Origin of the sequence: Streptomyces sp. NPDC050508, assembly GCF_040655155.1 — a bacterium.
Lineage (GTDB): Bacteria > Actinomycetota > Actinomycetes > Streptomycetales > Streptomycetaceae > Streptomyces.
Genome location: NZ_JBFAJJ010000014.1, coordinates 103,890 through 127,733, shown reverse-complemented (window position 1 = coordinate 127,733; position 23,844 = coordinate 103,890). Strand labels below are relative to the sequence as shown.

The 23,844-nt window shown below is 69.1% G+C and carries 21 protein-coding genes and 1 riboswitch; of the genes, 9 read left to right on the top strand and 12 right to left on the bottom strand.

Annotated elements, in window-relative coordinates:
• Nucleotides 1–67: 67 nt before the first annotated feature.
• Nucleotides 68–625: a hypothetical protein gene (locus AB0I69_RS34115; RefSeq protein WP_363099590.1), complete on the bottom strand. Its 558-nt coding sequence runs from the start codon at nucleotides 623–625 to the stop codon at nucleotides 68–70.
• A 255-nt stretch (nucleotides 626–880) separates the two neighbouring features.
• Here AB0I69_RS34115 and recQ point away from each other — a divergent pair, with 255 nt between their 5' ends.
• Complete coding sequence (gene recQ / locus AB0I69_RS34110; RefSeq protein ID WP_363099589.1) at nucleotides 881–2,956, top strand: DNA helicase RecQ; 2,076 nt, start codon at nucleotides 881–883, stop codon at nucleotides 2,954–2,956.
• A 198-nt stretch (nucleotides 2,957–3,154) separates the two neighbouring features.
• Here the strand turns inward: recQ and AB0I69_RS34105 are convergent, their stop codons facing one another.
• Nucleotides 3,155–4,093, bottom strand: coding sequence for a M56 family metallopeptidase (locus AB0I69_RS34105; protein ID WP_363099588.1), 939 nt, complete (start codon nucleotides 4,091–4,093; stop codon nucleotides 3,155–3,157).
• Between the two features lie 153 nt (nucleotides 4,094–4,246).
• Nucleotides 4,247–5,461 (bottom strand): fumarylacetoacetase, encoded by a 1,215-nt coding sequence (gene fahA / locus AB0I69_RS34100; RefSeq protein ID WP_363099587.1) that lies wholly within the window; start codon nucleotides 5,459–5,461, stop codon nucleotides 4,247–4,249.
• Nucleotides 5,462–5,679: 218 nt separating this feature from the next.
• Between fahA and AB0I69_RS34095 the strand changes: the two genes are divergently transcribed.
• Nucleotides 5,680–6,951 carry an ATP-grasp domain-containing protein gene (locus AB0I69_RS34095; protein ID WP_363099586.1) on the top strand — a complete coding sequence of 424 codons (1,272 nt, stop codon included), beginning with the start codon at nucleotides 5,680–5,682 and terminating at the stop codon, nucleotides 6,949–6,951.
• 27 nt (nucleotides 6,952–6,978) lie between these two features.
• Complete coding sequence (locus tag AB0I69_RS34090; protein ID WP_363099585.1) at nucleotides 6,979–8,205, top strand: FAD-dependent oxidoreductase; 1,227 nt, start codon at nucleotides 6,979–6,981, stop codon at nucleotides 8,203–8,205.
• A gap of 42 nt (nucleotides 8,206–8,247) precedes the next feature.
• On the opposite strand, the gene AB0I69_RS34085 is transcribed toward AB0I69_RS34090, so the two are convergent.
• Both AB0I69_RS34085 and AB0I69_RS34080 read right to left on the bottom strand, forming a co-directional pair.
• Nucleotides 8,248–8,928, bottom strand: coding sequence for an SUMF1/EgtB/PvdO family nonheme iron enzyme (locus AB0I69_RS34085; protein WP_363099584.1), 681 nt, complete (start codon nucleotides 8,926–8,928; stop codon nucleotides 8,248–8,250).
• Nucleotides 8,929–9,310: 382 nt separating this feature from the next.
• A complete protein-coding gene (locus AB0I69_RS34080) occupies nucleotides 9,311–9,502 on the bottom strand; it encodes a hypothetical protein (RefSeq protein WP_363099583.1) in 192 nt (63 codons plus the stop codon).
• Between the two features lie 150 nt (nucleotides 9,503–9,652).
• Here AB0I69_RS34080 and AB0I69_RS34075 point away from each other — a divergent pair, with 150 nt between their 5' ends.
• Nucleotides 9,653–10,771 (top strand): glycosyltransferase, encoded by a 1,119-nt coding sequence (locus AB0I69_RS34075; protein ID WP_363099582.1) that lies wholly within the window; start codon nucleotides 9,653–9,655, stop codon nucleotides 10,769–10,771.
• A 12-nt stretch (nucleotides 10,772–10,783) separates the two neighbouring features.
• Here the strand turns inward: AB0I69_RS34075 and AB0I69_RS34070 are convergent, their stop codons facing one another.
• From AB0I69_RS34070 to AB0I69_RS34050, 5 genes are all read right to left on the bottom strand, one after another.
• Nucleotides 10,784–10,996 (bottom strand): DUF397 domain-containing protein, encoded by a 213-nt coding sequence (locus AB0I69_RS34070; protein WP_363099581.1) that lies wholly within the window; start codon nucleotides 10,994–10,996, stop codon nucleotides 10,784–10,786.
• Entirely contained in the window at nucleotides 10,993–11,205 is a 213-nt protein-coding gene (locus AB0I69_RS34065) for a DUF397 domain-containing protein (protein WP_363099580.1), read from the bottom strand. Before AB0I69_RS34065 ends, AB0I69_RS34070 begins: the two co-directional genes overlap by 4 nt.
• Nucleotides 11,202–12,056: a helix-turn-helix transcriptional regulator gene (locus AB0I69_RS34060; RefSeq protein ID WP_363099579.1), complete on the bottom strand. Its 855-nt coding sequence runs from the start codon at nucleotides 12,054–12,056 to the stop codon at nucleotides 11,202–11,204. Before AB0I69_RS34060 ends, AB0I69_RS34065 begins: the two co-directional genes overlap by 4 nt.
• A 129-nt stretch (nucleotides 12,057–12,185) precedes the next feature.
• The gene (locus AB0I69_RS34055; RefSeq protein ID WP_363099578.1) at nucleotides 12,186–13,337 is read right to left on the bottom strand and encodes an arabinogalactan endo-1,4-beta-galactosidase; all 1,152 of its coding nucleotides are present in this window, start codon (nucleotides 13,335–13,337) and stop codon (nucleotides 12,186–12,188) included.
• Between the two features lie 74 nt (nucleotides 13,338–13,411).
• Nucleotides 13,412–15,418 (bottom strand): beta-galactosidase, encoded by a 2,007-nt coding sequence (locus AB0I69_RS34050; protein ID WP_363099577.1) that lies wholly within the window; start codon nucleotides 15,416–15,418, stop codon nucleotides 13,412–13,414.
• Between the two features lie 187 nt (nucleotides 15,419–15,605).
• On the opposite strand from AB0I69_RS34050, the gene AB0I69_RS34045 reads away from it, so the two are divergent.
• The 5 genes from AB0I69_RS34045 to AB0I69_RS34025 all read left to right on the top strand — a co-directional run bounded on the left by AB0I69_RS34045 (nucleotide 15,606) and on the right by AB0I69_RS34025 (nucleotide 20,813).
• Nucleotides 15,606–16,937, top strand: a complete 1,332-nt coding sequence (locus tag AB0I69_RS34045) for an extracellular solute-binding protein (RefSeq protein WP_363099576.1) — start codon at nucleotides 15,606–15,608, stop codon at nucleotides 16,935–16,937.
• Nucleotides 16,934–17,920 carry a sugar ABC transporter permease gene (locus tag AB0I69_RS34040; protein ID WP_363099575.1) on the top strand — a complete coding sequence of 329 codons (987 nt, stop codon included), beginning with the start codon at nucleotides 16,934–16,936 and terminating at the stop codon, nucleotides 17,918–17,920. The genes AB0I69_RS34045 and AB0I69_RS34040 overlap by 4 nt, the downstream gene beginning before the upstream one ends.
• Nucleotides 17,917–18,798 carry a carbohydrate ABC transporter permease gene (locus AB0I69_RS34035; RefSeq protein WP_363099574.1) on the top strand — a complete coding sequence of 294 codons (882 nt, stop codon included), beginning with the start codon at nucleotides 17,917–17,919 and terminating at the stop codon, nucleotides 18,796–18,798. Before AB0I69_RS34040 ends, AB0I69_RS34035 begins: the two co-directional genes overlap by 4 nt.
• Before the next feature lie 73 nt (nucleotides 18,799–18,871).
• Complete coding sequence (locus tag AB0I69_RS34030) at nucleotides 18,872–19,900, top strand: LacI family DNA-binding transcriptional regulator (protein WP_363099573.1); 1,029 nt, start codon at nucleotides 18,872–18,874, stop codon at nucleotides 19,898–19,900.
• A 106-nt stretch (nucleotides 19,901–20,006) separates the two neighbouring features.
• A complete protein-coding gene (locus tag AB0I69_RS34025; protein WP_363099572.1) occupies nucleotides 20,007–20,813 on the top strand; it encodes an HAD family hydrolase in 807 nt (268 codons plus the stop codon).
• Between the two features lie 109 nt (nucleotides 20,814–20,922).
• On the opposite strand, the gene AB0I69_RS34020 is transcribed toward AB0I69_RS34025, so the two are convergent.
• On the bottom strand, nucleotides 20,923–21,402 hold the full coding sequence (locus AB0I69_RS34020) for a transglycosylase SLT domain-containing protein (protein WP_363099571.1): 480 nt from the start codon (nucleotides 21,400–21,402) through the stop codon (nucleotides 20,923–20,925).
• Nucleotides 21,403–21,405: 3 nt separating this feature from the next.
• Nucleotides 21,406–21,611: riboswitch (cyclic di-AMP (ydaO/yuaA leader) on the bottom strand.
• Nucleotides 21,612–21,842: 231 nt separating this feature from the next.
• Nucleotides 21,843–23,837, bottom strand: coding sequence for a CocE/NonD family hydrolase (locus tag AB0I69_RS34015; protein WP_363099570.1), 1,995 nt, complete (start codon nucleotides 23,835–23,837; stop codon nucleotides 21,843–21,845).
• Between the last annotated feature and the right edge of the window lie 7 nt (nucleotides 23,838–23,844).

The following is a 23,844-nucleotide window of genomic DNA, read 5'->3' as shown; positions in this document are numbered from 1 at the left end:
GGCTGATGAGCCCATGCGCAAGGCCCCGGTTCCCTTTGAGGGAGCCGGGGCCTTCGCGTATGCCCGGTCAGACGGTCGGGCAGACGACCTCGGGGTTCCAGGCCGCGAACAGGCCCGCCGAGTTGGGCTTGTAGAGCCAGGCGTGCAGGGTGAAGTAGCCGGGGAGCTGGTCCTTCTGGAAGGTCTGCCCGAACAGCGTCGGGGCGGCCTGGCCCTTGTCCTTCACGACCCACTCCACCGCGACCAGCTTGCGCGCGCCGCCGAAGTCGGGCCCGCCCGTGTACTCGTTCTTGAACCCGTCCGCGTACAGCAGAGCCGCCGGTTTCGCCGGATCGAGCGAGTCGATGTTCGCCGGGTTGACGTAGTGATAGCCCATGCCGCCCTCGGCCGGGTCGGCGACACAGGCGTCGGTGCGTACGTATCCGCCGCCCGCGGCGAACCCCTCGTACCCGTACCTGGCGGTGGCCTGGGTCGTCTTGCTCAGCTCGGTCCACACGGACGGGTCGGGGTCGGACGCGGCGTGGGCCGGGGCGGCGGTCAGCGCGAAGGCCGCGGCCGTCGCCACCGCGAGGGCGGTCTTGACGGCGCTCCGCAGGGGCCGCGAGGACAGGGGCCGAGGGGACATGGTGGGGCTCCTTGGACTTTCGGGAGGCGTCCGCACGCACGGCGCGCCGTCCGTTCGGGGCGTGGCGGGCCTCCGCGGTCCCGCCCGAGCAGCATGTTCCGGCCCTACCCGTCGCGCCATGTGACGGCAGCCATTCGAATGACCACAGTCGGTCACCGCCGCCAGCCTGTGGATAACTCCGACGCTGTCAGCGCGGACCCCTATCGTGGACGCAGTGGTCGAGGGACGACGTACGGGGGACGAGCGATGCACGGGATGGGCGGGACGGTTGTGACGACCGAAGTACGGACGCCGGCGACACACGGCGAGAGCGAGGCACTGGCCACGCTCCACCGCGTCTTCGGATACGACAGCTTCCGCGGCGCGCAGGAAGAGGTCATCGAGCATGTGGTGGCGGGCGGCGACGCCGTCGTCCTCATGCCGACCGGCGGCGGCAAGTCGCTGTGCTACCAGATCCCCGCCCTGGTGAGACCCGGTACGGGAGTCGTCGTCTCCCCGCTGATCGCGCTGATGCAGGACCAGGTGGACGCGCTGCGGGCGCTCGGTGTGCGCGCCGGGTTCATGAACTCCACGCAGGACTTCGACGAGCGGCGCGTCGTCGAGGCGGAGTTCCTGGCCGGCGAGCTGGACCTGATCTATCTCGCGCCGGAGCGGCTGCGGCTCGACAGCACCCTGGACCTGCTCTCGCGCGGCAAGATCTCGGTGTTCGCGATCGACGAGGCGCACTGCGTGTCCTCGTGGGGCCACGACTTCCGCCCCGACTACCTGTCGCTCTCCCTGCTCGGCGAGCGCTGGCCGGACGTCCCGCGGATCGCGCTCACGGCGACGGCCACGGACGCGACGCACAAGGAGATCACCCAGCGGCTGAAGATGCCGGACGCCCGGCACTTCGTGGCGAGCTTCGACCGGCCCAACATCCAGTACCGGATCGTGCCGAAGGCCGAACCCAAGAAGCAGCTGCTGAGCTTCCTGCGCGAGGAGCACGCGGGCGACGCGGGCATCGTGTACTGCCTGTCGCGCAAGTCCGTCGACACGACCGCCGAGTTCCTGTCGCGCAATGGCATCGAGGCGGTGCCGTACCACGCGGGCCTGGACTCGGGCACGCGCGCGGCGCACCAGTCCCGGTTCCTGCGCGAGGACGGCCTCATCGTCGTCGCGACCATCGCCTTCGGCATGGGCATCGACAAGCCGGACGTACGGTTCGTCGCCCACCTCGACCTGCCCAAGTCCGTCGAGGGCTACTACCAGGAGACAGGTCGTGCGGGGCGTGACGGATCGCCCTCCACGGCGTGGATGGCGTACGGCCTGAACGACGTCATACAACAGCGCAAGATGATCCAGTCCAGCGAGGGCGACGAGGCGTTCCGCCGCCGGGCCGCCTCCCACCTGGAGGCGATGCTCGCGCTGTGCGAGACGGCACAGTGCCGACGCGGTCAACTGCTCGCCTACTTCGGGCAGGACCCGGACGCGGCGGGCTGCGGCAACTGCGACACCTGCCTCACCCCGCCGGAGACCTGGGACGGCACGGTCGCCGCGCAGAAGGTGCTGTCGACGGTGGTGCGGCTGCAGCGGGAGCGGGGTCAGAAGTTCGGCGCCCTGCAGATCGTCGACATCCTCATGGGGCGCCGGTCGGCCAAGGTGATCCAGTTCGACCACGACCAGCTGTCCGTGTTCGGCATCGGCCAGGACCTGGCCGAGGGTGAATGGCGGGGCGTCGTACGGCAGTTGCTGGCACAGGGGCTGCTCGCGGTCGAGGGGGAGTACGGCACGCTGGTGCTCACCGAGGCGAGCGGCACGGTACTGCGGCGCGAGCGTGAGGTACCGCTCCGCAAGGAACCGAAGAAGCCTGCAGGCTCCTCGCGGTCGGGTTCGTCGTCCTCCGGCCGGGGCGAGCGCAAGGCCAAGGCCGCCGCGGTGGAGTTGCCCGAGTCGCTGCAGCCCGCCTTCGAGGCCCTGCGCGCCTGGCGTGCGGAACAGGCCCGTGAGCAGGGAGTTCCGGCGTACGTCATCTTCCACGACGCCACGCTGCGGGAGATCGCCACGGTCTGGCCGACGTCGGTGGGGCAGCTCGGGGAGATCAGCGGGGTCGGCGAGAAGAAGCTGGCGACGTACGGGGAGGGCGTGATCGGGGTGCTGGCGGGGCTGGGCGAGGCGCCGGCCGTGGCTCCGACTCCGGTTGCGGTGCAAGTGCCGGCACCGGCACCGGCACCGGCGCAGGCGCGGGCACAGGCGTCGGCACCTGCGCCGGGCCGGGCTGCGAAGGATGTTGACCCCGGTGCGGATTTCTGGCCGGAGATGGATGAGGAGCCGGAGCCCGAGGACTGGATGTAGGGGGCGGGACCGGGGTGTTGGGGCCCGGACAGGGCGTGGGTAGTCCCCGGTAGGGTCCTCAGCCCAGTGCGGTGAGTCTGAGGGCGTCGGTGCGGGGGGCCGTAATTCCCGCGGCCGGGGCGCGGGGACCCCGCTACGGCCGGCGGCCCAGGACTGTCGGTGCTTGGCGCTCAGCCCAGGACCGTGAGCCCGGGTTCCTCAGCTCAAGGCCGTAAGCCCAGGCGCGAACACGATCAGCAGCGGCAGCAGAGGGACCAGGGCCGCCACTGTCGTCGTCAGGGCGCGGCGACGACGGCCCAGCCTCGGCCGGGGGGCCAAGAGGCGGTCGACGCGTTCGCCGAGGAGGCGGTGGCTGGAGGCGCAGGAGAGGACGCCGCGATGGTTGTTGAGTTCGATCAGGGCCAGGGCCGTGGTCAGGTGGCCGCACCGGCGGGAGGCGGTGTCGTCGGCGGCCAACTCGACCAGGCGGTGGGTCTGGTCGCAGAAGTGGGCGAACAGGGGGACGCGCGGGAAACCGGAGGCCAGCGCGGTCGACAGGTGCAGCAGCCAGTCGTGGTGGGCGCGGGCGTGACCGCGTTCGTGGGTGAGGACCGCGTCGAGCTGGTGGCCGGTGAGGCGGTGCAAGGCGCCTGTGGTGACGACGAGTTGGGGCGGGTGCCCGGGCATCCACCAGGCGTCCGGGTACTCGTCCTCCAGGACCAGGAGGGGGCCGCGCGCCGGGGGCAGACCGGCCGGCAGGTCGGGGGCGCGTTCGCGGAGGTGTGCGCGGGCCTGGCCGCGACGGCGGCGGGCCTCGGCGAGTTCGCGGGCCAGCATCGCGGTGGTCCAGGCTGCGCCGCAGGCCAGCGACAGGGTGAGGGCGACGGCCCAGAAGGGGGCCGCGGAGAGGTCGTAGGCCGCGGTGACGGCGGGCGGAGCGGGGGCGAAGACATGATCACGGACGGTGTGGAAGACGGCGGCGGCACCCAGCACGAGTGCGGCAAGACAGCACAGCAGGACCGTCGCGACCAGGCACTGCCACGCCCACAGGCCGACCACGGGTTCCTGTTCGGGCCACACGGCCCGGGTCAGGGCGCGCGGAGCCGGCACGGCGGCCGAGAGGGCGACGACGCTCAGCAGGAGCAGGCAGACAGTCATGCCACGGGCTCCGGATCCTGGTCAACGGCAAGGTGCGGGTGCGGCTGTACCCGACGGCGAGCGCACGACATGTGTGCCGCCCGCCGTCAGTATGACTGCACGGGCGCCCGGAGTCAGGGGGACAGCGACCACCGGACGCACCCGCGACAGCGCTCAGCCCCTCGCCACGATCCGCCCGGTGACCTCGCCCAGCCCCACCCGCGTGCCGTTCGCCGCCGGTGCCCATGCCGACAGGGTCACGACATCCCCGTCCTCCAGGAACGTCCGCTTCCCGTCCGGGAGTTCGAGGGCGTCCCGCCCGTTCCAGGTCAGCTCCAGAAGCGAACCGCGCTCATGTTCCGCCGGCCCGCTGACCGTACCCGAGCCGTACAGGTCGCCGGTGCGCAGGGAGGCGCCGTTGGCCGTCATCTGGGCGAGTTGCTGCGCGGCCGTCCAGTACATGGTGGAGAACGGCGGCTCGGACACCGTGTGGCCGTTGATCGCGACGGAGATGCGGAGGTCGTAGCCGCCGGGCTCCTCGGCCGAGTCGTCCAGGTAGGGCAGGAGGTCGTGCGTGCGCTCCGGCGGCGCCACCCGCGACTCCTCCAGCGCGTCCAGCGGGGTGATCCACGCCGACACCGACGTGGCGAAGGACTTGCCGAGGAACGGGCCGAGGGGGACGTACTCCCAGGCCTGGATGTCGCGTGCCGACCAGTCGTTGAGCAGGCACAGCCCGAAGACGTGCTCGCGGAAGTCGGCGAGCGCCACCGGCTCGCCCCTCTCCGACGGCACCCCCACCACGAAGCCGACCTCCGCCTCGATGTCCAGGCGGATCGACGGGCCGAAGACGGGTGCCGGGTCGGCCGGGGCCTTGCGCTGTCCGGACGGGCGTACGACGTCCGTGCCCGAGACCACGACCGTGCCGGAGCGGCCGTGGTAACCGATGGGCAGGTGCTTCCAGTTGGGGGTGAGGGAGTCGGGCGCGTCCGGGCGGAAGATCCGGCCGACGTTCCGGGCGTGGTTCTCCGAGGCGTAGAAGTCCACGTAGTCCGCGACCTCGAAGGGGAGACGCAGGGTCACTGCGGAGAGCGGGTGGAAGTACGGGGTGATCGTCTCCTGGTGGGACGGGACCGTCACCCATGCGGTCAGCGCGCGGCGGACGTCCGACCAGGCCGTGTGGCCCGCCGCGAGCAGTGGGTTGAGGGTGGGGTGCGCCAGGAGGGAGACGTACGGCGAGCCGAGTGCCTCCGCTGCCGCGCCCGCGTCGAGTACGTGGTCGCCGAGGCGGACGCCGACGGTCCGTTCGGCCGAGCCGGCGGGCGAGAAGACCCCGTAGGGAAGGTTGTGCGGGCCGAAGGGGTCGCCCTCGGGAAGATCGAAGGGGGGCATCAGGTGCTGCCTCACTCTCGTACGTACTCGCATGTGGCCGCGCCATACGTTACGGGTGAGTTGCAGGTAGCGGCAGTGTCTAAAGAGTTCGCAATGTCCGAATAAGCCTTGTCGGAAGCGGCAATTCCGGCTTAGCGTCCTTTGGGGGACACGGACGGGGTGGGTCCGGTCCGTAGGGGGGACACGTGGGGGGACCCGTGGCCAAAAGCACCAGCAGTATGCCTTTCGAGGCCGACCGCGAAGTGCCCGGCCTGATCGTGAAGTTCGGCGACTATCCGCTGCATCACGGTGGCGTGGGCGCGATCCGCAGTCTGGGCCGTCTCGGCGTGCCGATGTATGCGATCACGGAGGACCGTTACACGCCCGCGGCGGCATCCCGTTACCTGGAACGCGCGTTCGTGTGGCCGACGACCGGCACGGAGGAACCCGGGCGACTGGTCGAGGGCCTGCTCCGCATCGGGCGCCGCATCGGCCGTCCCGCCGTCCTCATCCCCACCGACGAGGAGGCCGCCGTCCTGATCGCCGAGCACCAGGACGTGCTCGGCGCCCGCTTCCTCTTCCCGCGCGTCGAGGCCGCGCTGCCCCGCCGCCTCGCGAGCAAGCAGGGCCTGCACGAACTGTGCGTGGAACACGGCATACCCAGCCCCGCCGCCGCCTTCCCGCAGTCGTACGACGACATCGTCGACTTCGCCGAGAAGGCCCGCTTCCCGATCGTCGCCAAGAACAGGGAGGCGTTCGTACGACGCTCCCGGCCCGCGGTGAGCGGCACGACCAGGATCACCACCCGCGAGGGGCTGCTCACGCTCGCCCGTGACTGGGGCGAGCACCCCGGGGTGATCCTCCAGGAGTACCTGCCGAGGGAGGACGCCGAGGACTGGATCGTGCACGCCTACTTCGACCAGGACTCCACCCCGCTAGCCCTGTTCACCGGCGTCAAGGTGCGCTCCTGGCCGCCGCACGCGGGCATGACGGCAAACGCGTATGTCGTGGACAATCCGGAACTCGCGGACCTCGCCGCACGTTTCATCAAACAGATCGGCTTCACCGGAATCATCGACCTCGACCTGCGCTTCGACCGGCGCGACGGTCAGTACAAACTGCTCGACTTCAACCCCCGCATGGGCGCCCAGTTCCGACTCTTCGAGAACGAGTCGGGGGTGGACGTCGTCCGCGCCATGCACCTCGACCTGACCGGCCGCACCGTCCCGGAGGGGGAACAGCGCGCCGGCCACCGGTACATCGTGGAGAACATCGACCTGCCCGCCCTCCTCGCCTACCGCCGCAGCGGCTATACGACGCCGCACGCACCGGCGAAGGCGAGCGGGACGGAGCTGGCCTGGCTCGCGGGTGACGACCTGCGGCCGTTCTTCACGATGCTCGCTCGCTTCGTGCGGCCGGGCGCGAAGCACCTGTATCAGCTGTGGCGCACCAACCGCCGCGGCAGCGGCAACTCCAGCAGTAGCTCCAGCAGTAGCTCCAGCACGAAGTGACGAATTGACGTCCTGGGGAGGGACTTCGTGATTCAACCGGTAGCAGTCATCGGCGCCGGGCCGTTCGGCCTGTCCACCGCCGCGCATCTGAGGGCACGCGGCATTCCCGTCCGTGTCTTCGGCGAGCCCATGGTCAGCTGGCGCGACCACATGCCCGCCGGGATGCTCCTGAAGTCGACCCCCGCCGCCTCCAGCCTCGACGCCCCGCAGCCCGGCCACAACCTCGTCGACTACTGCGACGCGGCCGGCATCCCCCGCCTGGTCACCGACGAGGACATCATCCCGGTGGAGACCTTCATCGGCTACGGCGAGTGGTTCCAGCAGAAGCTGGTGCCCGAACTGGAGCGGGTACGGGTCGTCTCCGTGGACCGGAACGCCGACCGGAACAAGGGCGGCGGCTTCGAACTCAAGCTGGACTCGGGGGAGTTGTTCACGGCCCGGGCGGTCGTGGTCGCGACCGGCCTGTACGGCCTCGCCAACCTCCCGCCGGAGCTGGCCGCCGCGGCGCCCGACGGGCCCGCGCCCACCGGTCCCGTCTCGCACAGTTCCCAGCACCACGACCTGAGCGGCTTCAAGGGCAAGGAGCTGATCGTCGTCGGCGCCGGTCAATCCGCCCTGGAGACGGCGGCGTTGGCGGCGGAGGCGGGTGCGAGTGTGCGGATCGTCTCGCGCGGTCGCGGCCGGGTCGCCTTCGGCGCACCGCCGTGGGAGCAGCCGAAGCTGCGTCCCGAGTCGCCGTTCGGGCGGGCGTGGTCGTTGTGGGCGTTGAGTTACTACCCACAGCCGTACCGCTATCTGCCCGAGCAGACTCGCCACTACCTGGTCCGCCGGGTGCTCGGTCCGCTGGGTGCGTGGTGGCTGCGCGAGCGGTTCGAGGGGAAGGTGCAGGTCAGCGAGGTCGAGCGGATCGTACGGGTGGAGGCGAACGGGGGCGCGGCGAACGGCGGCCCGGTACTCACCGTCGCGACGCCGGGCGGGGGCACGCAGCAACTCACCGCCGACCACGTCATCTCGGCGACGGGGTACCGGGTGGACATCGCGGCGATGGACTTCCTGGGGCACGAGTTGCGCACCCAGCTGGCGGTGAGCCGGGGTACGCCGAAGCTCGGTGCGGGGTATGTGTCCTCGGTGCCGGGGGTGTACTTCACGGGTCTGCCGGCCGCGTCGTCGTACGGGCCGGTGATGCGGTTCGTGTGCGGTACGGAGTTCGCGTCGCCGCGGCTGGCGAAGCATCTGGCGGCGGCGCACGGGTAGTTCGCCGGGCGGGGCTCAGGGGGCGGGGCTCGGGGGCGGGGCTCAAGTGTTGGTCGCGGACCGGGCGACGCGGAAGCCCACGTCGTCCACGCGGAAGGTCGGGTGGCTTCGGCGCCGTACCGAGGCACGGCAGCTCCAGTGCTCGTCGAACCAGCCGCCGCCGCGCAGTACCCGGTAGGTGCCGTAGACCTCGGGATCGTAGAGGTCCCAGCACCATTCCCATACGTTGCCCAGCATGTCGTGCAGGCCCCAGGGATTGGGCAGTCGACCGCCCGGTTCGTGGGGCCGCTCCTCGGAGTTGCCGCGGTGCCAGGCGATGTCGTCGAGGGGGCCGTAGCGGGGGCCGCTTGTCCCGGCGCGGCACGCGTACTCCCACTCGGCTTCGGTGGGGAGGCGGTAGCCGTCGGCGGAGGCGTCGTGTGCGACGGGTTCGCCCTGGGCGTCGAAGGCGTACGCGGGGGTCAACTGCTCTTGTTCGGAGAGGGAGTTGCAGAAGAGGACCGCGTCCCGCCATGACACGGTTTCCACGGGGAGGTGGTCGTTGCCCTGTGCGGTGCTGGGCCGATCACCGGTGACCTGGGCGTACTGCCCCTGTGTGACAGGGAGGGTGCCGAGGTGGAAGGGGGCGAGGTCGACCGTCCAACTGCGTTGCGTGCGGCGGTCGGAGAGGGTGACCCGGCCGGGCGGGACGGGGGTGAGGTCGATGTGGGTGGTTGTGCCCATGGGTTACGTCAGCTCCGTCAGCATCGGGCTTGGGCGGGCGGCGAGTTGGGGATCCGAGTGGGGCAGTTCCGTTGCCGTTGCGGTTGCGGTGATTGTCGCATTCAGGGTGCGGCGGAGTTCTGGTTCGGTGAGGTGGCGGGTTGGTTGGTGGGTGTGTGGGTTGCGGTGGTCGGCAGTGTTCGGGTGTGTGGGTTGTTCGCCTGGGGTGCGTTGTGGGTCGGTGCCGCGCCGGGGGGTGTCCGTCCTCGGAACGGCGCGGAATCGGTCACTCAAGAATGTGGCGGTGTTGACGCGCCAACCGCTGCGGGCGGACACCCCCCGACACGTCACCTTCTCGCCGTACGCGGTCGGGCGCGCGGTGCGGGGTGCCGAAGAGTGTTCGCTACGTCGGCCCCCGGGCGCCTGACTCCGACTCCGGGGCGAAGGTGATGTCCAGTTCCCCCCATGTCGGCAGCAGGAAGACGTGGATGACACTGGTGCCGCCCGCGCCGAGGTGCCAGTGGTGCGAGTCGTCGGCTTCGGCGTGGGCGAGGAGTTGGGCGCGGGTGTGGTCGCGTTGTTCGGCTGTGAACATGTCTAGATGATGTGTTCCAACGGCTTGTGCCCAAGGGGTTGTGCTGGTCGCTGGCAGGCGAGGGAACGGTTGCCGGCGGGGCTTGTAGAGCCTGGACCCCGGTCATGCATGACGTCTCTGGTTTCGGAACGTCGCCGGTAGCCTCGGCCGATGCGCATCCTGTTCACGTTCATCGGCGGTAGCGGTCACTTCCGTCCTCTGATCCCTGTGGCCCGAGCAGCTCAGGCCACAGGACATACGGTCGCCGTTGCCGGTGCGGGTGGGAGGGGCCCCGAGATCGAGGCCGCCGGGTTCACTGCCTTCGCCACGAGCGAGCCGCGCAGACGTACGCAGGCTGTGGATCGCAGGACGGTGGAGATACCCGATCCGGCAGCGGATGTTCGGCAACTCGCGGATGGCTTCGCCCGGCGCGGGGCACGGCGGCATGCCGCGGCGATTCTTGACCTTGCGCGTGCGTGGAAGCCCGATGTCCTGGTACGAGACGAGGTCGACTTCGGCACCGCGATCGCGGCCGAGTCGCTCGCGATTCCGTGCGCGACTGTCCTCGTGCTCGCTGCCGGGGGCTTTCTGCGCAAGGAAGTCGTCGCCGAACCGCTGCACGAACTGCGAGGCGAGTACGGTCTTCAACCGGACCCCGAACTCGCCATGCTGGACCGGCACTTGGTCCTGTCGCCGTTCCCGCCGAGCTTTCGGAACCCGCGCTTTCCCGTGCCGGCGCACAACTTCTCGTTCCGAACGGCGGACGCCAGTCCAGTCGACACCGCGCCCCGCATGCCTACCGTGTACTTCACCCTTGGCACCGTGAACAACACCACTGACCTGTTCTCCCGTGTCCTGGCCGGACTCCGGGAGCTTCCCGTGAATGTGGTGGTGACCGTCGGCGAGAGCGTCGACCCCGGTGAGCTCGGGCCGTTACCTGGTCATGTCCGGGTCGAGCAGTTCATTCCGCAGGAGCTGCTTCTGCCGCAGTGCGATCTGGTGGTCTCGCACGGAGGCTCCGGCACCGTCATGGGAGCGCTCGCCCACGGCCTGCCGTCGGTCCTGTTTCCCCTAGGCGCGGACCAGCCGTACAACGCGCAACGGTGCCTCGACCTCGGGACCGCGCAGGTTCTGGACCCGGTCACCGTCACCGTGGAGGAAGTGTGTACGGCGGTGTCGACTGTGCTCGCTGACCGTGCCTTCCGTCGCGCTGCCGAGCGGGCCAGAGCGGAGATCAACGCGCTACCTGGACCTGAGCAGACGGTTCCCCTGCTGGAAGGGCTCCGCTGATCAACCACGCGGTCAGGCTTCGGACGCGTACGTCACGAAGTTCGTCCACGCGGCCGGCGTGACGGTGAAGCGGGGGCCCTGGGGGCTGTGCTTGGAGTCGCGGATGTGGATGGTGGCGGGGGTGGTGGCCACCTCGACGCAGTCGTTCGGGTCGCTGGTGTCGCTGTAGCTGCTCTTGAACCACGCCAGTTCAGAGGCGACCTTAGCCGGGGACTTGCGGATCATGCTTCCTCCACCAGTTGCAGGAAGTCCGTCCAGGCAGCCGCCGTGACGGCGAACCGGGGGCCCTGGGTGTTGTACTTGGAGTCGCGGACGTGGATGGTGCCGGGGGCCGTGGCTACCTCGACGCAGTCGTTCGGGTCGCTGCTGTCGCTGTAGCTGCTCTTGAACCACGCCAGTTCGGCAGCGTCCCCGGTGGCGGCCTTGCGGATCATGTTTCTCCCAGCAGTTGCTCGATGAAGGACAGAGACTCCCGTGCGGTCATGGCCTCTGCTCGGATAATCCCATAGCGCAGTTCAAGGATCCGCAGCTGCTTCGCGTCGGATACAGGACGGCCGCCGTATCCGTCATCCATGCGACCGGCCGCCGTGCCGTCCCCGAACTTCAGCACCTGGATCCGTCCGCCCATGCCGGGGTGGTCCCAGCGGTCCATGGGCATCACCTGGATTGCGACGTTCCGCAACTGTGCTATTTCCACGAGGTGTTCGAGCTGCCTCCGCAATACCGCCGTGCCCCCGACCGGGCGCCTCAATGTCACCTCTTCGAGGATGAAACTGAGCTCAGGGGCAGGGGAGCGCTCGAAGATCTTCTTGCGGGCCATGCGCCCGGCCACTGCCCGGTCCAGCTGATCTTCTGGGAGCGCGGGCCGCTGCGTCATCAGCAGTGCCTGCATGAACTCCTCTGTCTGCAGCAGACCGTGCACGTTGTGGTTGCCGTACGAGAGCAGCTCGACCGCCTTGGCCTCCAACGTCGTCAAGTCCCGCACCTTCTTTGGGTACCGGACCTTCTCCACGTCCTCCTTCATCGCCGAGATCAGTCCACTCGCGTCCAACAGCTCCTCGGACTTGTCCAGATACTCGGGCCGGGGAATCCGTTTCCCACCCTCGATCTTGTAGACCAGGTCCTCGCCGTACCCCACCGCCACCGCGAAGTCGGCAGCCCGCATTCCCACCGCCTCCCGCCGCAGCTTCAACTGCCGCCCGACGGTCGCGAGGACCGCCAACCCCCACTCGTCGTCCGGGTCCACCTCCCAACCCGGCTCGTCCACCTCGTTGTCCACGCTCATCCCGCGCTCCTCCGTCGTACGGCCATGCCGCACACGCCCCTACCCGTACAGCACTTGCCAGCAGTCCGGACAGCACCGGACAAGCGCTGGACAAGTCACCGTACGGGTTGGACTCGTCACGCGCAGGCGTTACGACCGGTAGCGGCCCAGCGTCCTCAACCCCGGCAACTCCCTGTCCTGGAAGTCGAACAACGCCAGGTTCTCCCACGCGTTACCGGACGTCGGGTCGGTCGGGTCCCAGCCGTCACCGGCGCGGTACGTCCACACGCCCTCCCAGTAGCAGTAGCCGAGGCCCTTCCCGCCAGGCACATCCACCATCAGGTCCGCCACCGTCCGCAACCACGCCGCCTGCCCCGCCGGGGTCGCCGGATACCCCTCCGTCAACTGCGAGGGGTCGTACATGATGTCGTTCGTCGCGTCCTCGCTCTCCAGCGTGAACGGATACGCCGTCTCCGCGATCAGCACCGGCTTGTCGTAACGCGCCGCCAGATCTGCCAAGTTGGCCGCCGCCGCAGCCGGGGCGCCGTGCCAGAACGGGTAGTACGACTGGGCGATGATGTCGAAGTCGACGCCGTCGGCGACCACGTTGTCGTACCACCAACGCGACGTGCCGTTGTCGCCGCCCGATGCGATGTGGAGCATCGTGCGGATGCGCGGTGTGGTGTCGCGGGCCGCGGTGAGGCCGGCCTTGAGGAACGTCGTCAGGTTGCCCCAACCCCCGCCGTCGTCACCCCAGTTCTTGCCGGTGGGCCAAAGCAGCCCGCCGTTGATCTCGTTGCCGATCTGGACGAGGTCGGCCGGAGTGCCTTGGCGGCGCAACGCGCCCAGGACATCCGCCGTGTGGTCGTAGACCGCCCTCGTCAGGCCCGCCACATCCAGGTCCGCCCAGGCCGCCGGCTTGGTCTGGTGGGACGGGTCGGCCCACGTGTCGGAGTAGTGGAAGTCGACCCAGATGCCGATGCCCGCCCGGCGTAGGCGCTTGGCCAGCGGCAGGATGTGCTTCTTGTTGTTGTAGCCGTCGGCCGGGTTGACCCAGACCTTCAGGCGGGCGTGGGTGACGCCCGCGTCCGCCAGGATGCGGATCGGATCGTCCCGGCGACCGTCCGCCCGGCGGTACACGGCACCGAAGGCCTCGTCCTTGGGGAGGGACGAGATGTCCATCCCCCGGATCTCCAACCGGCGCCGGTCGGCGGCGACTGCGGGCGTCGCGCCCAACACCGGTACCGCGAGCGCGGCGGCACCGACCGCACCCGCCGCCGTAAGAACACTGCGTCTGCGCATCACGAAGTTTCCCTTCAGCAAGTGACCAAAGAAACAAGCAAGTTGAGTGGAGTTTGAGTTGAGTTGAGTGGAGGTCAGCGCGGGTCCCTGAACACCTCCACCCCGCCCGCCGGCACCGCCGCCCTGCTCCCGTCCGGCAGCACCACCTTCACCTCGCCCCCGGTGTGGTTCACCGCGAAGCGAAACGTCCCCGACTCGCCCTCCCGTACGACGAGTTCGACATCGCGGGGCAGATCGACCGGCGTGATCCCGGCGTCCGCGAGGGCGAGGTCCACCACGGCGGCCAGATCCGCACCGGTGAGGCGCGTCGCCAAGTACCAGGCCGTACCGGACCCCCGCTCGTACCGGGTCAACGCGGGCCCTCCCGCCGTACGCCCGTCGGCGAAGACCGCGACCGTCTCGCACCCCGCACCGGGCACGACCACCTCGGACCAGAGATCCGCGGCGTACAACGAACCGTCCGCAGACCGCACGTTCACCGTCTCGCCCGGCAGCAACGGGTCGAACTCCTCGACGGTCAGCCCGAGTACGTTCCGCAACGCCCCCGGATACGCCCCGGGATGCAGCGTGTCGTTCTCGTCGACGATCCCGGAGAAGAAGGAGACCAACACGGTCCCGCCCCGCGACACGTACCGCTCCAGATCCGCCCCCACCCCGACCGGCGCCGCGTACAACTGCGGTACCACCAGCAGCGGATATCGAGAAGGGTCCAGGTCGCCCAAGCCCGTCGGTGGCAGGAAGTCCACCGTCAAGTGCCGGTCGTACAGGGCCTCGTAGAACGAATCCAACCGTTCCCGCGCGTCCAGATCCTGACTCGGCCGCCACTCCAGGCTCTGCGCCCACCAGGAGTCCCAGGACCACACCATCGCCACGTCACCGCGTGTCCGGGTGCCGCGCAGACCGGCCCGGCTCAAGTCGTCGACACGGCGGCCGAGTTCTGTCACCTCGCGCCAACCCCGGTTGTCCGTACCCGAGTTCGCCAGCATCGCCGTGTGGAACTTCTCCGCCCCCGACTGCGACTGCCGCCACTGGAAGAACATCGCGCCCTCGGAGCCCCGGGCCACGTGCCCGAGTGAGTTGCGCGCCATCTCGCCGGGGCGCTTCGCGGGGTTGTACGGCTGCCAGTTGACGCCTGACGTGGCGTGCTCCAGCAGCAGCCAGGGGTCGCCGCCTGCCACCGAGCGCGTCAAGTCCGCCGCCAGCGCCAGGTTCACGTGCGTGCGGCGGCCGTCGGTCATCAGGTAGTGGTCGTTGGTGACGAGGTCCACCTCCTTGGCCCAGGCCCAGTAGTCGACGCCCTGGCCCTGGCTCGGCGCGACCATGAAGTTGGTGGTGACGGGGACGCCGGGGGAGAGGCGGTGCAGGATGTCCCGCTCGGCACAGAAGTTGGCGCGGGCCTGTGCGTCGGCGAAGCGCCGGTAGTCGAGTTGCTGGGTGGGATTGCATACGGACGGGGTCGCGCGGGGCGGAGTGATCTCCTCCCAGTCGCCGTACTGCTGGCCCCAAAACGCCGTTCCCCAGGCCTGGTTGAGGGCGTCGAGGGTGTCGTAGCGCGCACGCAGCCACTCCCGGAAGGCCGCCGCGCACACATCGCAGTAGCAGGCGAGGACCGGGGCGCCGTACTCGTTGTGGACGTGCCACAGGACCACGGCCGGGTGGCTGCCGTAGCGCTCGGCGAGGGCCGTCGTGATCGTGGCCGCAGCCGCTCGGTAGGTGGGGTTGGAGTGGCATATCGCGCCCCGCGAGCCGAAGGCCAGACGGACGCCCTCGCGCGTCACCGGGAGCGCGTCAGGGTGCGCGCGGTAGAACCACGCCGGCGGGACGACGGTCGGTGTGCCGAGGTTCACGGAGATCCCGGCCGAGTGCAGCAACTCGACGACCGTGTCCAGCCACTCCCAGTCGTACTCACCGGGACGCGGCTCCATGCGGGCCCAGGAGAAGACGCCGAGGGAGACGGCCGTGACCCCGGCCTCCCGCATCAGCCGTACGTCCTCCTCCCAGACCTCCTGCGGCCACTGCTCGGGGTTGTAGTCACCTCCGAAGGCGAGCGGCAGACGGTCGTGCGGGGCGGGGGACGGCATGGGTTCACTCCCGGGGATCGGAGGGGAAAGTCAGCTGTTTCTGTGATCGTGCACATGGATGGTTGCGGCGTCCATCCGTCAGCAACAAGTAGGTAACCCCAGGGTTCATCCATTGACAAGGGTCCGAAACAATTCTCTACTGTGCACGGTCACAGAGCCGTGACCGGCTCGCACTCAGTCAGGGGAGATGAAGATGTCGATCCACCGCCACCAGTTCAGCAGGCGCAGCATTCTTGCCGGGGCAGCAGCCGTAGGCCTCACGGGCACCCTCGCCGCCTGCGGCGGTTCCGACGACTCCGGCAAGAGCAGCGGGCCCGTCAAGCTGACCTACTGGTCCTGGGCGCCGAACATGGAAAAGGTCGCCGCGATCTGGAACAAGAAGAACCCGGACATCACGGTCACCGTGTCCAAGCAGGCCGCCGGCCATGACATCCTCTCCAAGCTGATCACCGCGAAGAAGGCGGGCAACGCCCCCGACCTGATCCAGGTCGAGTACCAGTCCCTGCCGACGCTGGTCTCGAACGACGTCCTCGCGGACATCTCGAAGTACGCGAAGTCCGCCAAGTCCGAGTTCGCTGACGGACTTTGGGCGATGGTCACGCTCGGCACCGACGCGGTCTACGCGATACCGCAGGACTCCGGCCCGCTGATGTTCTTCTACCGCGAGGACCTGTTCAAGCAGCACAACCTGACCGTCCCGACCACGTGGGACGACTTCGCCAAGACCGCGCGTGCCGCCAAGAAGGCCCTCCCGAACGCCTACTTGACGACGTTCTCGTCCAACGACCCCGGTCTGTTCGCGGGGTTGGCGCAGCAGGCCGGCGCCAAGTGGTGGACCGTGCAGAGCGGCGGCAAGTGGACCGTCGGCATCGACGACGCGGCGACGAAGAAGGTCGCCGACTTCTGGGGCGGTCTGGTCCAGGAGGGCGTGATCGACAACCAGCCGATGTACACGCCGGCTTGGAACAACGCGCTGAACAAGGGCACCAACATCGCCTGGGTCTCCGCCGTGTGGGCGCCCGGTGTGCTCGTCAGCTCGGCCCCCGACACCAAGGGCAAGTGGCGGATGGCGCCGCTGCCGCAGTGGAGCGCGGGCGAGAGCGTCACCGGCAGTTGGGGCGGCTCCTCCACCGGTGTCTCCACCGACACCAAGCACGCCGAGGCCGCGGCCAAGTTCGCGACCTGGCTGAACACCGACCCGGAGGCGCTGGCCGCCCTGGTCAAGGACGTCGCCATCTACCCGGCGGCCACCAAGGGCCAGTCCGGCTCGGTGCTCACCACGCCCGAGTTCTTCCCGAACCAGACCGACTTCTACGACACGGCCGCGAAGATCGCCGCCACCACGGCCGCCTCCGCCTGGGGCCCGAACGTCCAGGTCGCCTACGACACCTTCAGCGACGCCTTCGGCACGGCCACCAAGGCGAAGAAGTCCGCCCAGTTCGACACCGCGCTGGCCACCATGCAGTCGGCGACCTTCACCGACATGAAGAAGCAGGGCTTCAAGGTGACCGAGGCATGACCAGCACTCCGCTCAAGGGCTCCGACCTGACGGCCGGGCCCTTGGCGGACGGCACCGCCACCTCCGTCCGCCCCCGCCGCCTCCCTCGCCGTGGCCGCAGCGCGCCGTACTGGTTCCTCGTACCGGCCGTGCTCCTGTTCGCCGCCTTCACCGTCGTACCGATCGGGTACGCGGTGTGGCTCAGTCTCCACAAGGTCCAGGTCAAGGGCATCGGCCTCGGCAAGGGCGCCCGCCAGCAGGTCTGGAACGGCATCGGCAACTACACCGCCGTGTTCGAGGACTCCGAGTTCGGCCACAGCGTCCTGCGCGCCTTCGGCTACGGCCTGATCGTCATCCCCACCATGCTCGGTCTGGCGCTGGTCTTCGCCCTGATGCTGGACACCCCGCAGGCGCGCAGCGCCAAGTTCGCGCGGCTGGCGATCTTCCTGCCGTACGCCGTCCCCGGCATCATCGCCGCACTGATGTGGGGCTTCCTCTACCTCCCGACGGTCAGCCCCTTCTACTACCTCCTGCGCGAGTTCAACCTCCCGCAGCCCGACCTGTTCGACGGCGGCAACCTGTACCTGTCCTTCGCGAACATCGCGGTGTGGGGCGGCACCGGCTTCAACATGATCGTCATCTACACCGCCCTGCGCGCGATCCCGCAGGAGATCTACGAGGCCGCGAAGATCGACGGCGCCTCCGACCTGAAGATCGCCCTGCGGATCAAGATCCCGATCGTGCTGCCCTCGCTGGTGCTCACGTTCTTCTTCTCGGTCATCGCCACGCTCCAGGTCTTCACCGAGCCCATGGCGCTCAAGCCGCTGACCAACGGCCTCTCCAGTTCCTGGAGTCCGCTGATGGCCATCTACGACGCCGCCTTCCTCAGGTCGGACATCTACGGCGCCTCCGCCACCGCCGTGGTGCTGGCCCTCGCCACCTTCGCGCTCTCCTTCACGCTGCTGCGCATCTCCGACCGCTACACCCGGGAGGACCGGGCATGACCCCCCTCACCCTCACCGCCGTCGACCCCCGGACGGACCCCGCGAAGCCGAAGCGCACCGCGTGGGTGCCCACCCTGGTGCTGGTCCTCGGCTCGCTGTACTGCCTGATCCCCGTCATCTGGGTGGTCATCGCGGCCAGCAAGGGCCGCGGCGAACTGTTCTCCACGTTCACCTTCGCCCCCGGCACCGGCTTCCTCGACAACTTCAAGGAGCTGAGCTCCTACCGCAACGGCATCTACTGGCAGTGGATGGCCAACTCCCTCTTCTACGCGGGCGGCGGCGCCCTGCTCTCCGCCGCGGTCTCGGCCGCCGCCGGCTACGCACTGGGCCGATTCGCCTTCAAGGGCCGGGAGTTCGTCTTCAAGCTGATGCTGGCCGGCGTCCTCGTCCCGAGCATCGTGCTGACGGTCCCGCAGTACCTGCTGCTCTCGAAGATGGGCCTGGCCGACTCGTACTGGTCGATGCTGCTGCCGTCGATCCTCTCTCCCTACGGCGTCTACCTCGTCCGTATCTACGCGGCGGCCTCCGTGCCCAACGAACTCCTCGAAGCCGCCCGCATGGACGGCGCGAGCGAGTGGCGGATCTTCTCGCGGATCGCGGTACCGATGATGATGCCGGGCCTCATCACGGTGTTCCTGTTCCAGTTCGTCGGCATCTGGAACAACTTCCTGCTGCCGTACGTGATGCTCGCGGACGACAACAAGTTCCCGATCACGCTGGGCCTGTACACCCTGCTCAACCAGGGCGCCTCCCAACCGGCGCTCTACACCCTGGTCATCATGGGCTGTTTCCTCGCGATCCTGCCGCTGATCGCGCTGTTCCTGGTGATCCAGCGCTTCTGGTCACTGGATCTGCTGAGCGGATCGGTCAAGGCCTGAGGTAAGTACTGAGCTGAGTGTCGAGCTGCGCAGCACCTCCCCCCACCGCACCTGAACCGGCAGAACGAGGACCATGACCACCAGTCCGAACGGACGCCGCAAACCACCCACCATCCACGACGTGGCCCGGGAGGCAGGGGTCTCCCGGGGGACCGTGTCCCGGTTCCTCAACGGCGGCCACTACGTCTCGCCCGCCGCGCGCAACGCGGTGGAGACGGCGATCAGGAAGACGGGCTACGTCGTCAACCGGCACGCCCGCTCCTTGAGCACGGGACGGTCGGACTCGGTGGCGTTCCTCCTCACCGAGCCGCAGGAGAAGTTCTTCGAGGACCCCAACTTCAATGTCCTGCTGCGGGGTTGCACCGAACACCTGGCCCGCCACGACATCCCGCTGCTGCTGATGCTGGCTTCTTCGAAGGACGAACGCCGCCGCCTGACCCGCTACATCACCTCGGGCCACGTGGACGGCGTCCTCCTGGTCTCCAACCACAGCGGTGACCCGGTCGCGGCCGAACTCCGGGACGCCGGCATCCCGTTGGTGGCCTGCGGCAAGCCGCTCGGCACCGCCTCCAAGTACAGCTACGTCGCCGCCGCCGACCGCGACGGCGCCCAGGAGATGGTCCGCCACCTCATCGCGGGCGGCCGGCGCCGCATCGGCATGGTCACCGGCCCGCTCGACGCCCCCGGCGGCCCCGACCGCCTGGCCGGCTACCGAGACGTCCTCACGGAGGCAGGCCTCCCGCACGATCCCACCCTTGTAGTGGAGGGCGACTACCGCCGCACGGGCGGCGAGGAGGCAGCCCGCAGACTCCTGTCCCAGGCCCCCGACATAGACGCGGTGTTCGTAGCCTCCGACCTGATGGCCTTGGGAGTCGTCAACACCCTGCAACAGTCCGGCCGTTCGGTCCCGAATGACATCGCTGTCGGCGGCTTCGACGACTCGGCGGCGGCCACCTCCATCACCCCGGCCCTCACGACCATGCGCCAGCCCTACGACCGGATCAGCGCCGAAATGGTGCGGATGCTCCTCGCCCAGATCGCCGGCGAGGACACGGCGGGCGTCATCCTGCCCACCGAACTGGTGATCCGGGAGTCGGCATAACCGCCGTAACTGTCAAACCAACCGGAACACGGGTCAACGTATGTGAAGGCAGCAGCCGTCCGGTTCGTGTCGAGTCGGTGGGGCGTTCCATCCGTATTCTCTGATCATGGCCGCACCCCTCGCATATGCACTGATCGCCACCGACCTGGACGGGACGCTGCTGCGCGGCGACGACACGCTCTCCGACCGGTCCCTCACAGCGCTCGCGCGGGTGGCGGCGGCCGGTGCCCAACACCTCGTCGTCACCGGCCGGCCGGCCCCGAGGGTGCGGCCCCTCCTCGACGACCTCGGCTCCAAGGGGCTCGCGGTGTGCGGACAGGGCGCGCAGTTGTACGACGCCGGCGCGGACCGTCTGCTCTGGTCGGTCACCCTGGACCGGGAGCTGGCGGAGACCGCGCTCGGCAAGATCGAGGCGGAGGTGGGCCAGGTGTACGCGGCCGTAGACCAGGACGGCGTGGACGGTCTCACCCTCATCGAGCCCGGCTACTTGATGCCACACCCCACTCTCCCCGCAGTACGGGTGGGCAGGCGCGACGACCTGTGGACCGAGCCGATCAGCAAGGTGCTGCTCCGTCACCCCGCCCTGGAGGACGACGAGTTGGCGTCCACGGCGCGCTCGGTGGTCGGTTCACTGGCCTCGGTCACCATGTCGGGCCCCGGCACCGTCGAACTCCAGCCACTCGGCATCACCAAGGCGACGGGCCTGGCCCTGGCCGCCCGCCACTTGGGCCTGACCCCGTCCGACACCATCGCCTTCGGCGACATGCCGAACGACATCCCGATGTTCGACTGGGCAGCCCACGGCGTGGCAATGGCCAACGCCCACCCCGAACTGAAGGCGGTGGCGGACGAGGTGACGTCATCGAACGAGGACGACGGCATCGCGCTGGTCCTGGAAAGACTCTTCAGCTGAGCTGTGAATGGCCCCGAAGGGGCTCATTCAGGGGCGCGGGGAACTGCGCGACCAGCCACGACGGCGGTGTCACTCAAAACACAACCAGTCGTGGCTGATCCAACAGTTTCTAGTAAGCGCCGTACACGTTGTCGATGGAGCCATACACGGCCGCCGCGTAGTTACAGGCAGCCGTGATGTTCGCAACCGGGTCATACGGATCGAACGAAGTCCCGGCCACGTGATACGCGTTGAACGTCGGGTCGATCACCTGGAGCAACCCCTTCGACGGCGTACCGGCCGCCGCGTTGGAGTCCCAGTTGTTGATCGCGTACTGGTTCCCGGAAGACTCACGGATCACGTTCCGGTAGATCCCGTTGTACGTGCCCGGAATCCCCTTCTGCGCCATGATCGCGAGCGACTCCCGGATCCACCCGTCAAGGGTGTTGGGGTACCCGGCAAGCGTGGTCGAGCCGGTGCTGGTCGAAGTGGTGGCCGCGGACGCGGTGGTCGCACCCACGACAGGCAGCGCGAGGATCGCGGCACCGGTACCGGCGACGACGACACGGCGGACGAGGCGGGCGCGGCGGGACTGAGCGGATGCAGGCATGACGAGGTTCCTCTCCGTCGCCTGCGAGGTGAGCTGTCGGGTTCGGGCTGGGAGGTGCCCGGCCGCGCCCTTGCGGACGTGACTTAACCCCAAGCCGTTCCGGTCGCGCTGACCGGCCCGGCGACTTACCTGGTTCCCCCGCTCCTGCCGTGCGAGATGTGTTCGTGACTGGGATGCCGGGCGGCGGCAGGATTCGGCGTTCCGCTCGACAGGCCGGGAACGTATGCGAGAGCACATGTCCGGAACAAGTGGCGGAATCACACCTAACCCCTATTGACCTTGGTGTGAGGCGTATGGGGCACTTGATCCTTTGCGCGAGCCAAGGGTCAACTGTCAAATGCCGTAAGGGAAAACGCGGGCAGACCGGGACACAGGTCACGCACAGAAAAGCGTGACCCAACTCACGGGAGGATTAAGAACGGCAAATCGGGCATTCAACCTCAACTGGCAGTTCTCGGAATCCTTTTCTCCCACGTCCGGTGAAAGATCACCTCTTCGCCCTCAGTGCAGATGACCTCATTGGAGGTAATAAAGTCCGTTTCGTCGCAAGTGATCTCGGACCGCGTCCGCACGGTCGTGTCCCACGCAAGCTCCGGCCGGTGCAGCCGGATCGACCAGTCGGACCGCGTACGGGCCGACAACGGATCCGACTCGTCGATCGTGTACGTCTCCAACGCGTCCTCGGTGAATTCGAGCCCGTCCGGGTACACGCGCGTCCCGCCGTACCGGGGGTCCACCTCCAGCCGCCACTCGCCCTTCGCGACGTCCCGCACGACCAGCCGCTCGGGGCGCGGTTCGTCCAGGGTGGCGGGGTAGTTCACCCCGAGCGGCTCGGCCTCCTCCGGCTCCCCGAACCGGATGTCATCCGCCAACTCCCGCTCCCGCACCGGGAGTTCGAGCGCGCTCCCCTCCGGGTCCAGCGTGAACCCCGCCGAGGACTCCGGCTGCGGCCAGATCCACGGCCAGTACGCCGACGACACCGCGAGCCGGATGCGATGCCCGGGCGGGAACGCGTGCCCGATGCCGTTCAGCTCGAAGGTCACGTCTTCCGTGGCACCCGGCGTCCACGGCACCACCCGGTCCCGCCCGTGCCGCGCCGACAGGTTCAGCACACCCCGGGTGACGAGGGTCGACGCACCGTCGGGGGCGACATCGCACAGCCGGGCGATCACCTGCCCGCGCGGCACCTCGCAGGTCAGCCGCAGCCGTACCCTCGGCCGCCCCAGCACCCACGTCTCGGCCGGCACCTCGAACTCGAAGCAGGCCGACCGCGCGTCCTCGTCCCGCTGGTCCGGCGGCAGATCGGCGTCGTTCCCGAACGGGAAGAAACGGCCCGCGTCCACACCGGTGTGCATGGGGGAGCGGACGATCACGGGCGCACCCCGGAGGCCGTACGTCGTCGTCTTCACGTGCGGCGAGGGCCAGGACGGCTCGCCGACCCAACGGCCCGGCAGGGTGTCGTAGACCGTGGCCGGAGGGTGCGAGTCGCTGACGTAGGCGCGTAGGAGGGGGTCCGCCATCACTCCCGTGTCGATGCCCTTGAGGTGTTGGTCCCACCAGCGGAGGGTCTCCTGGAGGAAGCCGATCGCGGGGCCCGGCGGCAGGCCACGGTCCGGGTACTGGTGCGACCACGGGCCGATCAGGCCGCGTACGCGGTCCGGTGGGAGGTGTTCGACGAGCCGTAGGACCGTGTCGCGGTACGGGTCGTGCCAGCCGCCCACCGCGAGGACGGCCGCGTCGATCGCGCCGTAGTCCTCGCAGACGCTGCCGTGCTTCCAGTAGTCGTCGCGGATCTGGTGGGCGAGCCAGGTGTGGATGAACGGGTCGATCTGTTCGAGGCGCTTGAGCCACATGTCGCGCCAGACCAGGCCCGCGTACTCGGGGTCCGGCGGGCGGGCGACGAAGGCGAGCATGGTGGCCGCCCAGGCGTGCAGGTCGACGGCGAGGGCGGAACCTCCCATGTAGTGCACGTCGTTGTCGTAGCGGTCGTCCGTGGAGCAGACGGTGACGATCGCCTTGAGCGGCTCGGGCGCGAGGGCCGCGATCTGGAGGGAGTTGAAGCCGCCCCAGGAGATGCCGAACATGCCGACCTTGCCGGTGCACCAGGGCTGCGCGGCAAGCCAGTTGACGACGTCGACGCCGTCGGCGAGTTCCTGCGCGTCGTACTCGTCGCCGGGTGTGCCCTCGCTGTTGCCGTGTCCGCGGACGTCGACCCGGACGGAGGCGTAGCCGTGGCCCGCGTACCAGGGGTGGCGCTGGGCGTCCCGGGGCGCGGTCCAGTCGGTCAGGCGGTACGGGAGGTATTCGAGGAGCGCTGGGACGGGTTCGTCCGTCAGCGGGCGCCACACGCGCGCGTAGAGGCGTGTTCCGTCGGACAGCGGGATACGGAGGTCCTCGTGGGTCGTCTCGTGGGGGAAGGACGTACGGATGCGCATGAGGGGA